Origin of the sequence: Trichlorobacter sp. (genome assembly GCF_030247655.1) — a bacterium.
GTDB lineage: Bacteria > Desulfobacterota > Desulfuromonadia > Geobacterales > Pseudopelobacteraceae > Trichlorobacter.
In genome coordinates this window covers 1-13065 of the sequence record NZ_JAOTRZ010000072.1, presented here as the reverse complement: position 1 = coordinate 13065, position 13065 = coordinate 1, and the positions used below count along the sequence as shown (strand labels likewise).

The window sequence follows — 13065 nt, the reverse complement described above, 5'->3', positions numbered from 1 at the left end:
ACAGTACGCCATCCACATCATCCAGCCAGCCTTCTACGCCGCTCTCTTCAATTTTCTCTGCATCCACATATTTGAGGTAGACACGACAGTCGTTGGCAATGCCGCCGTGGGTCAGCGCCTCTGCCAGGGATTTATAGGATTCAGTCAGGTTGACATACTTGCCGACAATGGCGATCCGTACTTCACCATGACTTGGATGGCGCAGGGTTTCAACTACATCCTGCCAGGGGGTCAGATCTGGCTGCTTGGTCCAGATATTCAGCTTTTCAACCACCTGCTCATCCAGGCGCTCTTTGTTCAGCGCCAGGGGTACGGCATAGATATGCTCTGAGTCAACGGACGGAATCACGCAACTTTCTTCAACGTTACAGAACAGGGAGATCTTCTTCTTCATATCCTGGGGCAGCTCACGATCACAGCGGCAGAGCAGGATATCAGGCTGGATACCGATCTTGCGCAGCTCCATGACCGAGTGCTGGGTCGGCTTGGTCTTCATCTCACCGGCAGTGCGGATGTAGGGCACCAGGGTCACATGCACATACAGTGTGTTACCGGTGCCGCGATCAAATCGGAATTGACGGATCGCCTCAAGGAAGGGGAGTGACTCGATGTCGCCCACGGTGCCGCCCACTTCAACGATGGCCACATCAGCCCCTTTGGCATTTTCAACAATCTTGCTCTTGATCTCGTCGGTGATATGGGGGATGACCTGTACGGTGCCCCCCAGATAATCACCACGGCGCTCTTTTTCAATAACCGAAAAATAGACCTGGCCGGTGGTAAAGTTACTTTTCTTGGAAAGCCGGGCAGAGGTGTAACGTTCATAGTGTCCCAGGTCAAGGTCGGTCTCTGCGCCGTCATCAGTCACAAACACCTCGCCATGCTGGAAGGGAGACATGGTGCCGGGGTCAACGTTGATGTAAGGGTCCAGCTTCTGCATGGTAACCCGCAGGCCGCGGGATTCAAGCAGCGCCCCGAGGGATGCGGCTGCCAGACCTTTACCGATGGATGATACAACGCCACCGGTGATAAAGATAAACTTGGTTTTCATGGAAAGAGACTCCTGATCTTTTGCTCGTGCAGTCATGGTTATCCTTGTTTTATCCGTTCTTTAGCCTTGTTCAGGTCTTCAGGGGTATCAACTCCCAGTGATTCAAATTCAGTTTCCACCACCCTGATCTTAATTCCGTTCTCTAAAGCCCGTAGCTGCTCAAGTTTTTCTGAAAGTTCAAGAAAGGTCTGGGGCATGGCAGCGTATTCAAGCAGAAAATCCCGTTGAAAGACATATAAGCCTACGTGCTTGAAACAGAGCAGGCGGCCTGATGCAAAGGCTTCGTCCTTCAAATCCTGCCATTTATCCCTGAAAAAGGGGAGGGGAGAGCGGGAGAAGTAGAGTGCGTAGCCATTGTTGTCAGTCACCACCTTGACGACGTTGGGAGAGAGAAAGTCGTGCAGGCATCTGACACGGCTTTTAAGGGTACCCATCTTCAAGTCAGGGTTGTTCAGAAACGGTTCAATGGCCTGATCGATCATGGCTGGCTCGATTAAAGGTTCATCTCCCTGCACGTTGACAATGATATCAGCCTCAAGCCCATGGGCCACCTCTGCCAAGCGATCAGTGCCGGTTTCATGACTTGTGGAGGTCATGATCGCCTCGCCGCCGATCTGGTTGATGACATCGGCAATCCTGCGGTCATCAGTGGCAACGATTGCCCGCGAGACCAGAGAGGCTTTCAGCGTCTGCTCGTAGACATGCTGAATCATCGGCTTACCGGCCAGATCGGCCAGGGCCTTGCCGGGAAAACGGGTTGATCCGTAACGAGCGGGAATGATGGCAACAATGTGCATGGTCATACTTCCAGGGGGCAAGGGTCAAGGGGCTGCGGCAAAACAGAAATTGCTGCTGCAGCTCCTAAAAAGCAAGCATGGAAAATACTCTCAAGCAGCAGGACTGTCAAGGTCTCAGGAGGAGCGGCGTTGTCCCTGCACAATACTGTTACGCCAGTTAAAGGCATCCAGTTGGGCTGCCAGCAGTTGGTCAAGGCTGATGGATAAGGTGTTAAGCAGTTCCTGTACCGCGACAAAGTCAGTTTTTTCCAGTTTTTCAGCCAATTCCAGGAATTGTCCGAGCTGTCCTTCTCGTCGCAATAAGGCATCGGCCATATCTTCAGACAGGTTCAGGCTCTCAACAACGTGCTCCATGGGGGTTTCGTACAGGGCGTCCAGCAGAGAGAGGATGCCGGTTAGAAAGGCGGTTTCAACAAGGTCACTGGTACGGCTCTGGCCGGTGCGTTGCATTATCAGCAGTTCCATCAGCCGTCCCCGCACGGCAGCCATTTCAAGCAAAGGTGAGTTCAGGCCACGGTCATCCTTGCCAGCAAACAGGGCCAGTTGTACCCAGCGCCGCAGGTGGTTGATGCCCAGAATCATGATGGCGTGGCGGATGTTTTTGATCTTTTCCCGCAGGCCGATCATAACGGAATTGACCAGCTTCAACAGGTTAAAGGTCAGGCTGGGATTTTCCCGAAAGGTGTCTTCTACCTCATTAATATCCCAGTCTTCATTTAACTGCTGCAGAAGTTTCATCATGGCGATGCCGGAAGGATCAATCCGTTTTTGGCCGATAATGACCGGTCGTTCAAAAAAGTAGCCCTGGAACAGCTCAAAACCGCATTTCAGGCACTGCTCAAACACTTCTATGGTCTCAACCCGTTCTGCCAGCAGTTGTACCGGATATTTGCGCAGGTTTGCCGCTATGCCGGGTAGTTCAAGCGGATCGGTGGCCATAATATCCACCTTGATAATATCCACCATCTTGTAAAAGGCAGAGTGCTCCGGTGCGTAAATGTGATCATCAAGGGCAATCTTAAAGCCCATGGCCTTCAATTCACTGCAGCGTAGACGGACATTGTCATCAAGCTCAATAGTTTCAAGAATTTCCAGAACCGACTGCTCAATCGGCAGCAACTCAAGCATTTCTGAGTGCAGCACACCGGCAGTGATATTCAAAAATCCGAACTTGTCCCCCAGTACATCCTGCAGACCGAAATCAGACAGGGCACTGGAGATAACCGATGCTGATGCCTGGGCCTGACTTTCAAACTGTGCAGTTGTGTGGTGACTGGCAGCTCTGAAGAGCAGCTCATAGCCAAAGATCTGCTGTTTGACATCAAGAATCGGCTGGCGACCGATAAAAAATTTGAGTTCAGGTTCCATGGCCATACTATATACCATACAAAACGACGCTTACAGGCACAATTTCAGGGTTTCTGCCGCTATTTTTTCCAGAGGCAGGATCTTGTCTGCCCCCCCCTGTTTAATGGCTTCATTGGGCATGCCAAAGACCACACAGGTGGCCTCATCCTGGGCAATGGTACGCGCACCGGCATCGTGCATCTCCTTCATGCCGTGAGCCCCATCGTCTCCCATACCGGTCAGGATTACCCCCACCGCATTCTTGCCTGCATAGCGGGCTGCAGAACGGAACAGGACATCGACAGAAGGGCGATGGCGGGAGACCAGCGGACCGTCTTTAACCTCAACATAGTAACGGGCACCACTACGCTTGAGCAGGGTGTGCTTGTTACCCGGCGCAATCAAGACATGGCCCCGCACCACCGAGTCATTATTTTCCGCCTCTTTGACACTTACCTTACAGATACTGTTCAGGCGCTTGGCAAAGGCAGCGGTAAAGTTTTCCGGCATATGCTGGACAATCACCATACCCGGTGTATCTTCCGGCAACATCTGCAGGAAGACGGAAAGCGCCTCAGTGCCACCGGTGGATGCTCCCACCGCCACAATTTTTTCGGTGGTCATGATCATGGCGTTAGCGTTGGGGGCTTCCATGATTACATCCGCAGTGTACTTGGGGCTTACCTCACGGATTACCCGCTGCGGTTTGACCCGGGCCGCCGCTGCTGCCTTGATACTGTCACAGATGCGGATACGGGACTCTTCAATAAACTGTTTGGTACCCATTTTGGGCTTGGTGATGATATCCACAGCCCCGTATTCCAGAGCCTTCAGAGCGGTTTCACTGCCACTTTCTGCCAGACTGGAACACATCACCACCGGAATCGGGTGCTGGGACATCAGTTTTTGCAGAAAGGTGATGCCATCCATACGGGGCATCTCAACATCAAGGGTAATAACGTCCGGTACCTGCTCTGAAATTTTCTGAACCGCCACAATAGGATCCTGAGCCATCCCGATGACCTCTATCCCCGGATCACTGGACAGGATCTCTGACAAAGCCTGGCGTACCAGGGCAGAGTCGTCAACAATCAGAACTTTTATCTTGTTTGACATGGTTTTAGTCCTTGCGGTAGACGGTGTTGGCAACCTGGGTAAAGGGCACCCCCAGGCCATTCAGGGTTTCAGAGTGGCCGATGAACAGGTAGCCGCCAGTAACCAGCTGACGATGGAACTTCTGCATCAGCGCAGCCTGGGTCTGCTTGTCAAAGTAGATTACTACATTACGGCAAAAAATGACGTCCTGGCGCTCATGTATGCCAAATTGATCATCCATGAAATTAACCCGTTTAAAACTGACACTGCTACGCGGTTCCGGGGCGATCCTGACTAACCCTTTGCTGCGGTCTTTACTGCGTAACAGATATTTCTTTTTCATGGAAAGCGGAATGGTGTCGGTTCTGTCCTCACCGTATACCGCTGAAGAAGCTGTCTGGATGACCTGGGTACAGATATCTGAGGCCAGAATGGAAAATTTGAAACCGTGATTAGCAGCGGCATAGTCACTTAAGACCATGGCCATGGTATACGGTTCTTCGCCGGTGGAACAACCAGCCGACCAGATCCGAAAAGGGTTTAAGGGGCTGTCGCCAGCCCCTCGTATCTGCCGCATGGTGGGGATTGCCTCCCGCACCAGAAAATCAAAATGTTGTGGTTCACGGAAAAAATCAGTCTTGTTGGTGGTGACCACATCAATCAGGTGGATGATCTCTTGATCACGTCCTGCCGGAGAAAAAATAAAATCAGAATATTCCTGAAAACTATGCATCCCCAGCGCCTTAAGACGTTTTTGAAGCCGCGCCTCCAGCATGGTCTTCTTTGCCGGTGGCATTTTAATGCCCACCTCGTCGTAGATCAGGGCGCTGAACTGATCAAACTCCTTGGTGCGCATACTGCAGAGCTGTGGTGTTGCTTGACCGCTGTCTTTATGCATCAGGCTTACTCCCGGGACAGCAGTTTCTTGATCGTCGCAAGCAGATCCTCCTGCTTGACCGGCTTCATAAGCCACCCGGTAGCACCGGCGGCCCTTGCCTGATCAAACAGATGCTTTTGTGAATCCGTACTCATAATTAATAGTGGAGTAGTTGAAAAATCAGTTAATTCCCGTACTTCACGGACAAGGGTGATGCCATCTTTGCCCGGCATGTTGATGTCAGTGATGATCAGGTCTGGATGCAGTTCTTTGATTCGATCCAGTGCAATGGCTGGATCAGAAATTGCTTCAACCCGGTAGCCCCCATGTTGCAGCGTAAACTTTGCGCTAAGCAGCTGGGTCTTTGAATCATCTATCAACAGGATGGTTTTCACCCGTTACTCCTGTGTTCCGCTAGTTTGCAGTGCAGCCATTTCCTGTTCAGAAAAGACCTTGTCAATATCCAGAATCATCACAAAATGTTCTTCATGCTTGCCCATCCCCTTGATGAATTCAGTGTTGAGACGGGTGCCGATATGGGGCGCTGCTTCAATCTGTTCCGGCTCCATTTCAACCACCTCCTGCACTGAATCAGCCAAGGCACCCAGAATGGTGGTGTCACCATCCAGAGTTACTTCAACCACAATGATGCAGGTGTTGATGGTCTGCTCTGTGGCTGACATGCCAAACTTCAGGCGCATGTCAATCACCGGCACCACACTACCCCGCAGGTTGATTACCCCGCGCATGAACTCCGGGGTTTGGGGCACCTTGGTAATGGTGGTAAACTCCAGTATCTCCCGCACCTTGGCCACATCAAGGGCAAAGATCTCATCTGCCAGCTTGAAGGTCAGGTACTGGACCGTTTCTGTTATGGTTGAAACACTCATGCACGCCTCCCGAAAAAATACACTTAGATACAGGCCATGATAATGGGCCGCAGATGACGCGGATTGAGCGGATTGAATGCTGATAAAAGCTTAACAACAGGGAAAAACATTAACGCAGAGAGGTTAAGCAAGGTGCAAAGGCGCAGAGAAAAAACAAGTAGTCTGTTTTAAAATCTATTTGTTTTTCTCTGCGTCTCTGCGTCTTTGCGTTAAATCTTTTCTAGATGGTGTTGTAATCCGCGAAAATCCGTCAAATCAGCGTTATCCGCGTGCTATTCGCCTTTGTTACGCCTTTCTCAGAACTTCTCGAACTCATCATCCAGGTGGTCCTTACCCTTGCCACCCAGGTCGATATGCACGCCGCCGCTCTTTGCTTGCCGTGGTGCTGCTGCTGTATGGGCTACCTGGGGACGGCTCTGCGGCGCACGCTGTGTTGCTGCTGGCCGGTGGGGCAGAGTGCGCTGGGCCCCGTGGGTGTCCAGGCTGAAGAAGGCGATGGTTGTTTTCAGCTGTTCTGCCTGTCCAGCCAGCTCTTCGGTGGTGGAAGCCATCTCTTCAGCTGCTGAAGCGTTCTGCTGGATAACCTGATCAAGCTGCTGAATGGCGCGGTTGATCTGATCTGCTCCGGCATCCTGCTCTTTACTGGATGCGCTGATTTCCTGCACCAGTTCTGCAGTGCGCTGGATATCCGGCAGGATGGCGGTCAGCATCTGACCGGCAGCCTCAGCCACCTGAACACTGCGGCCTGACAGTTCACTGATCTCACCGGCTGCAGTCTGGCTGCGCTCAGCCAGCTTACGGACTTCAGAGGCCACCACGGCAAAGCCTTTGCCATGCTCACCTGCCCGGGCAGCCTCAATGGCAGCGTTGAGTGCAAGGAGATTGGTCTGACGTGCGATCTCTTCAATGATGCTGATCTTGGTGGCAATCTCTTTCATGGCAGCCACGGTTTCATTAACCGCCTTACCACCCTCACGGGCGTCAGTGGCTGATTTGTTGGAGATCTTCTCGGTCTGGGATGCGTTATCAGCGTTTTGCTTGATGCTGGAGGACATCTCTTCCATGGATGAGGAGATCTCTTCTGCAGAGGCAGCCTGCTCGGTGGCCCCTTGGGAAAGGGTCTGGGCCGTGGCGGAAAGCTCCTGCCCACCGGTGGCAACAGCATCTGCTGCTGACTGTACTTCAGTGACAATCTCTTTGAGCTTCTCAACCATGTTGGAGAGGGATTCCATCAGGTCGTCGTTGTCGCTTCGCTTCTTCAGCTCTACCATCAGATTACCCTGAGCTACCTGCTTGGCATTGGCAGTAATGCCGTTGGTGGCATCAATCAGATTGTTCAGGTTGCCCTTAATGACGTTGTACTCACCTTTGTATTCAGTGGTGATGATCGGCGGCATGTCACCCTTGCTGATCCGGTCGACATAGTTGGCCGTAACCCGCAGCGGGTTGACAATGTTGACAACAGTGTCGTTGACCCCCTTGACCAGCTGGTTCCAGCCACCAACAAACATGTCTGCATTGGCACGCTTGTCCAGTTCGCCGTCTGCAGCACCTTTGATCAGGATGTCGGTCTGAGCCAAAAGGTCGTTCATCATCTTGACCATGTTGTTGAGGTTGCCCTTGATAACGTTGTATTCACCTTTGTATTCGGTGGTGATGGTGGGAGGAATAACGCCGGTGGCTACCTTGTCAACGTAGTCGGCAGTGACCCGCAGCGGGTTGACGATGTTGGTGATGATTTCATTGATACCGACTACCAGTTGTTTCCAGCCACCAATAAACAGATCAACATTGGCCCTTTTGTCCAGCTGACCATCCGCTGCAGCGGCAATGACCTGATTAGCTTCAGCCAGCAGGCTGGTCATGATGTCAATACAGCCGTTCAGGTTATTCTTGATCTCGTTAAAGTCACCATTGTAGTTGTCGGTGATTTTTGGCGGGATATCACCCTTGGAGATACGGTCAACATACTCGGCAGCTACGTTCAGAGGACCAATAACGGCATCAAGACATTCGTTAACACCGGCAACAACCTTACGGAAGTCACCCTGGTGCTTACTGGCATCAGCGCGGGTAGCAAGTTTACCTTCTACTGCAGCGCCAACCAGCAGGTTGGCATCATCAACCAGTGCGTTGACTGAATCAATACAGCCGTTCAGGTTGTTTTTGATCTCGTTGAAGTCACCGTTGTAATTGTCGGTGATGCGTGGTGGGATATCGCCCTTGCTGATCCGGTCAACGTATTCAGCAGCAACATTCAAGGGGCCAATCACCGCATCCAGGGTGTCGTTGACACCTTGTACAATCTTGCGGAAGTCGCCTTGATGCTTGGATGCATCTGCTCGGCTGGCCAGCTTGCCTTCAACCGCTGCATTCACCAGCATGTTGGCATCACCAACCAAGGCGTTGATGGCATCCATACAGCCGTTGAGATTATTTTTGATTTCGTTGAAGTCGCCGTTGTAGTTGTCGGTAATCTTGGGCGGAATGTCGCCCTTGGAGATCCGATCAACATATTCGGCTGCCACATTCAAGGGGCCGATCACGGCATCAAGGGTCTCGTTGACCCCGGCCACAACCTTCTGGAAGTCCCCCTGATGCTTGGATGCATCGGCGCGGGTGGCCAGTTTGCCGGCAATGGCAGCCTCTGAGAGCATGCTGGCGTCCTTAACCAGCGCCTTGATGGCATCCATCATCTTGTTCATGGAGTACATGACGCTGGTGGTATCACCGTTGGCCAGCTTGATGTCGTGGGACATGTCACCAGCACCAACCAGATTGGCGATCTCTCCAACCTCCTTGGGATCAGCACCAAGTTGTTTCATGACATTGCTGGCGATGAACAAGCCTAAGCCGATCGCAATAATGACGCCGACAACCAGCAGGATGGTCATGTAGATGGTGGCTTGTTTTGCATGGGCTGCATTTTCTACAGCAATATTTTTACTGAACTTGATCTTGGCATCAACCATCTTGGCGATGACGTCCTGCTCGGCACGGGATGCCTTGCCACCCTCGCCAAACAGGAGTGCTGTAGCCTCTGCATCCTTATCGTCCATAGCCAAGGCGATAATCTTTTCCAGCTGTGCTCCGTAGGCTGCTCGTGTTTTTTTGAATTCATCGAATAGGTTTTTTGCTTCCTGGTTGACAATTGACTTTTCATATAGAGTTGCTTCTTCATCGATACTTTTGCGCAACTCCTTGATCCGTTCTGCAAATTTCTGTTTATCTGCTGAGCTGCTGGCCCCGATAATATCGCGAGCATTTACACGGATTCTCTGGAAGGAGGTCGACACCTCGCTAAGCTGGCCGAGTGGTTCAGCACCGCTTGCAAATAACACCGTGTCTGATTTGGCAATCTGGTTGATGAAATACATGCCAATCCCGCCGATCAGTCCGGCCAGCAGCGCCACTACAATGAACCCGGTCATCAGTTTTGCTTTTAGACTCATGCTGTTCATGTTCTTGCCTCCTGTTGATGTTTGCAATCTGTTTATTAGACAATCTCGCTGTTTCTGACGTTCTGCAGGGTGTTTACAATAATGCTGCGTACATTGTGGTTAATTGGTTCGTCATGTCCTGGGTAGACCAGTTCAATTTCAAGTTGTGCCAGCCGGACCAGGGTCTGCACATAGTCCCGTGTATACTTGCCTCCGCTGGTCCGAATTCTGAGCTGGGTGTCACCGGAAAAGAGTAGTTTCTGTGATTGGCAGTAAAAGGTCACAGAGTCTGAAGAGTGTCCCGGTGTGTGCAGTACATCCAGATAATCATCGCCAGCCCGCAGGACCTGTCCATCCTTCAGCAGGTTGTCAACGCCGGGGCCGGGGACCCAGCCGTATACCTTGGCACCGTACTTCTGTTTTAAAAGATCTGCCGAAGCTGCATGGTCAAAGTGGTTATGGGTTAAAAGTATCTGTTCAACCGGAAATTTGCCGCATCCGGTGTAAATCTGGTCGATCTCTTCCATAATGTAACCGTCGGTGCCTGGGTCTATCAGGGTGTTGACCGCATCGATCTGGTTCCAGTCTCCCAGCAAAAGATAACTTCTGCAGGTGTAATTTGATGAGTTTCTGGCCAGCTGAATTACCCGCATAATACTTCCTGCATCTGCTATCCCACCTTCTTGAACAGTTGCGCATCAGGGGCCACCTGTTTAAACAGGTGCGCAATCTCCTGAGGAATCTTCTGGGTGTTTTCAGTGGCAAAATAACCGCCGGGTGCCAAAGAGCGATGGTACATCTTCAAAACTTCAATCCGCTGCTCGTATGAAAAATGCAGCAGTACGTTTTTGCAGACGATCAGGCTGTAATCTGAACCGACCGGCTGCAGTTTCAGCAGGTCATTGTATTTGAAAAAGACCCGGTTGCGGACCCGGTCAATGACCTTGTGATAGCCCGGTTTATCTGCAACGGTTTCAAAATATTTGCCAAAGATATCTGCTGGAATCCTCTGTAACTCTTCTGATTTGTACTCTGCAGCCGTAACAATATCGCCAAAGTTGTTTTCACTGTCATAGTCGGTGGCGTCCAGATAGAGGGTGTTGAACCCCATATCACCCATCCGTTCTGCAAAAAGGATTGCCAGGGTGTACGGTTCCTGTCCCAGGGCGCAACCTGCATCCCAAACCTTGATCCGCAGGCGGCCTAAAGCCAGCTTCAGGGTGTGCTCAACGGCATATTCAAGGACCGGTAAATCGCGGAAAAAGAAGGTAAAGGCCATTAACCGAACTGCTCCTGTTCTATCATGGCCACTGATTGAACCAGCAGGCCCGGATCAAGAATCAGGGCTACGGTGCCATCACCCAGGATGGTGGCGCCGGAGATACCCCGCACATCACGGTAGAGTTTGCCCAGGGTCTTGATGACGGTCTGGTGTTCGCCCACCACATCATCCACCACAAAGCCGATCCGTTTCCCAGCGACTGAAAGTATGACGATTTGTTCGATATCAGGTCGGCTGGTGGTTATCTCAAATTCATCACGCAGATTTATGTAGGGGGTCAGTTCACCCCGCACATGGGCCAGATGGCGGCCATGGGTAGCCTGTACATCGGCGCGGGTCAGTTCAATACATTCTTCCACCATGGTAAGTGGCAGTACAAAGTAGCTTTGGTCAATCCGCACCAGCAGGGTTTCAATGATGGCCAGAGTGAGCGGGATCTTGAGAGTGATCAGGGAACCTTTGCCAGGGGTGCTGTTGATGTCGATGGTGCCGCGCAGTGCTTCAATGGCCTTTTTGACCACATCCATGCCTACACCGCGGCCTGATACGCTGGTAACCTTTTGGGCTGTGGAGAAGCCAGGGGCAAAGATCAGGTTGTAGATCTCTTTGTCGGTCATTTCTGTGCTGCTGGTAATCAGGCCACGTTCAACCGCTTTGGCGCGGATTGCTTCTTTATTCAGTCCGGCGCCATCGTCGCGAATGGTAACCAGTACGCTGTCGCCGGAGTGTTCTGCTGCCAGGTGAACAATTCCTTTGGCAGATTTACCGGCTGCCTTGCGGGTCTCAGGCATCTCAATGCCATGATCAATACTGTTGCGGAGCAGGTGAACCAGTGGGTCGTTCAGTTTTTCTATGACGGTCTTGTCCAGTTCTGTGTCTGCACCGGTGGTTTCCAGATCAATCTCTTTACCCAACTCTGCCGAAAGATCCCGTACCAGTCGTTTAAATTTGCTGAAGGTGGAGCCGATCGGCAGCATCCGCATGTTAAGGGTGGTGTCCCGCAGTTCCGAGATCAGTCGTTCCACTTCTTCTGCCACAGCACTGATTTCATTGTCGTGGCGGTTACCGGCGATCTGGGTCAGGTGGGCCTGAACGGTGACCAGCTCGCCCACCAGATTGACTAGGTGATCCAGCCGTTCAGCAGGAACTCTGATGGAGAGGGCTGCCTCGGCAGCTGCCGGAGCTGCTGTTGCCGTCCGCTCCTGACGGGCCTGCTTGATCTGTTGCTGTTCCATCAGGGCAGACTGAACCTTTGAGGCCGGTACCAGTCCCTGCTCAACCAGAATCTCGCCAAACCGTTTCTGCATGGAGAGGATCTTCTGCATCTCCACCGGTGAAAGATCGCCCCGTTCAACCAGGATGTCACCCAGTTTTTTGTAGCTGGCGTCAGCATCAGGAACGTTTCCGTCATCAATCAGATCAATCGTGAGGTCGCAGTCATCTTCCACAAAGATAAAGACATCCTTGATCGCCTCGATGCCCCGACTGGTGGTCAGAATAATGTCCCAATACAAGTAACAGTGCTCCGGGATCATCTGCTCAAGAGAAGGGATGGCGTCCAGGTGGGCCATTACTTCACATGCGCCAAGATCTCGCAGCTCGTTCAGCAGGCTGATTGGATTGGTACCACCCAGCATGATTTCTGGCAGTGGTTTGAAGCGGATACGGTAGGTGCGTGCAATCTCTGCCTCAGATGATTTTGGGGGGCTGCTTACAACAGGCTCTGCTTTTAGTTGAGTTGCCTGGGGCAGCAGTTGTTGCAGGCCTTCAATAATCCGTTGTCCATTGGCCTCATCAGCCGGTGGGCCGCCTGCTGATGCGTCAAGCATGGCGGTGATCTGGTCCCGGGCCTGCAGGGTCAGGTCCAGCAGGCAGCGGGTAACCTGCATCTTGCCGTTTCTGACCTGGTCAAAGACCGTCTCAACCTCATGGGTAAAGCGGGCAATGTCGTCAAAGCCGAACATGGCGCCGGAGCCTTTAATGGTGTGCATGGCCCGGAAGACCCGGTTGATCAGGTCATTGTCCTGGGGATTCTCCTCCAGTTCAAGCAGGGAGGTCTCCAGTTCAGCCAGCAGTTCTGAGGCTTCTTCGCGGTAGGTGGCGATATGTTGTTCTTGAGGACTGGACATGGTATCTCCGAAAACGTTCGCTTTGGTTATCCCAGAACTTTTTTCACAACCGCGATTAGCTGCTCCGGCTTGAACGGTTTGACAATCCAGCCGGTGGCCCCGGCAGATTTACCTTCTGCCTTGCGAGAGTCCTGCGATTCTGTGGTCAGCATGACAA

The 13065-nt window shown here is 52.1% G+C and carries 11 protein-coding genes and 1 pseudogene; all 12 read right to left on the bottom strand.

Translation table 11 applies throughout. The features are described from left to right. Positions 1-1051, bottom strand: a 1051-nt coding sequence (locus tag OEL57_RS08355; RefSeq protein ID WP_300739555.1) for a CTP synthase, incomplete at its 3' end; no start/stop codon positions are given. A gap of 38 nt (positions 1052-1089) precedes the next feature. Then, complete coding sequence (kdsB, locus tag OEL57_RS08350; RefSeq protein ID WP_300739554.1) at positions 1090-1848, bottom strand: 3-deoxy-manno-octulosonate cytidylyltransferase; 759 nt, start codon at positions 1846-1848, stop codon at positions 1090-1092. Positions 1849-1962: 114 nt separating this feature from the next. Further along, a complete protein-coding gene (locus OEL57_RS08345; RefSeq protein WP_300739553.1) occupies positions 1963-3222 on the bottom strand; it encodes an EAL and HDOD domain-containing protein in 1260 nt (419 codons plus the stop codon). A 24-nt stretch (positions 3223-3246) separates the two neighbouring features. Beyond that, a complete protein-coding gene (locus tag OEL57_RS08340) occupies positions 3247-4311 on the bottom strand; it encodes a protein-glutamate methylesterase/protein-glutamine glutaminase (RefSeq protein WP_300739551.1) in 1065 nt (354 codons plus the stop codon). Between the two features lie 4 nt (positions 4312-4315). Beyond that, on the bottom strand, positions 4316-5188 hold the full coding sequence (locus OEL57_RS08335) for a CheR family methyltransferase (protein ID WP_300739549.1): 873 nt from the start codon (positions 5186-5188) through the stop codon (positions 4316-4318). Between the two features lie 5 nt (positions 5189-5193). After that, positions 5194-5562: a response regulator gene (locus tag OEL57_RS08330; protein ID WP_300739547.1), complete on the bottom strand. Its 369-nt coding sequence runs from the start codon at positions 5560-5562 to the stop codon at positions 5194-5196. Positions 5563-5565: 3 nt separating this feature from the next. Continuing rightward, positions 5566-6057, bottom strand: a complete 492-nt coding sequence (locus tag OEL57_RS08325; protein WP_300739545.1) for a chemotaxis protein CheW — start codon at positions 6055-6057, stop codon at positions 5566-5568. A 296-nt stretch (positions 6058-6353) separates the two neighbouring features. Continuing rightward, positions 6354-9518: an MCP four helix bundle domain-containing protein gene (locus OEL57_RS08320; protein WP_300739543.1), complete on the bottom strand. Its 3165-nt coding sequence runs from the start codon at positions 9516-9518 to the stop codon at positions 6354-6356. Positions 9519-9553: 35 nt separating this feature from the next. Further along, positions 9554-10150, bottom strand: a complete 597-nt coding sequence (locus tag OEL57_RS08315; protein WP_300739541.1) for an MBL fold metallo-hydrolase — start codon at positions 10148-10150, stop codon at positions 9554-9556. Positions 10151-10167: 17 nt separating this feature from the next. After that, positions 10168-10776 carry a CheR family methyltransferase gene (locus OEL57_RS08310; protein WP_300739539.1) on the bottom strand — a complete coding sequence of 203 codons (609 nt, stop codon included), beginning with the start codon at positions 10774-10776 and terminating at the stop codon, positions 10168-10170. Continuing rightward, on the bottom strand, positions 10776-12908 hold the full coding sequence (locus OEL57_RS08305) for a chemotaxis protein CheA (RefSeq protein WP_300739537.1): 2133 nt from the start codon (positions 12906-12908) through the stop codon (positions 10776-10778). Before OEL57_RS08305 ends, OEL57_RS08310 begins: the two co-directional genes overlap by 1 nt. 26 nt (positions 12909-12934) lie before the next feature. Then, positions 12935-13065, bottom strand: a pseudogene (locus tag OEL57_RS16835) (response regulator); the annotation flags it as partial.

Coding starts and splice junctions, on each gene's coding strand:
- kdsB (WP_300739554.1), bottom strand. CDS start 1,848: ATGCACATTGTTGCCATCATTCCCGCTCGTTACGGATCAACCCGTTTT.
- OEL57_RS08315 (WP_300739541.1), bottom strand. CDS start 10,150: ATGCGGGTAATTCAGCTGGCCAGAAACTCATCAAATTACACCTGCAGA.
- OEL57_RS08310 (WP_300739539.1), bottom strand. CDS start 10,776: ATGGCCTTTACCTTCTTTTTCCGCGATTTACCGGTCCTTGAATATGCC.
- OEL57_RS08335 (WP_300739549.1), bottom strand. CDS start 5,188: ATGCATAAAGACAGCGGTCAAGCAACACCACAGCTCTGCAGTATGCGC.
- OEL57_RS08345 (WP_300739553.1), bottom strand. CDS start 3,222: ATGGCCATGGAACCTGAACTCAAATTTTTTATCGGTCGCCAGCCGATT.
- OEL57_RS08320 (WP_300739543.1), bottom strand. CDS start 9,518: ATGAACAGCATGAGTCTAAAAGCAAAACTGATGACCGGGTTCATTGTA.
- OEL57_RS08305 (WP_300739537.1), bottom strand. CDS start 12,908: ATGTCCAGTCCTCAAGAACAACATATCGCCACCTACCGCGAAGAAGCC.
- OEL57_RS08340 (WP_300739551.1), bottom strand. CDS start 4,311: ATGTCAAACAAGATAAAAGTTCTGATTGTTGACGACTCTGCCCTGGTA.
- OEL57_RS08325 (WP_300739545.1), bottom strand. CDS start 6,057: ATGAGTGTTTCAACCATAACAGAAACGGTCCAGTACCTGACCTTCAAG.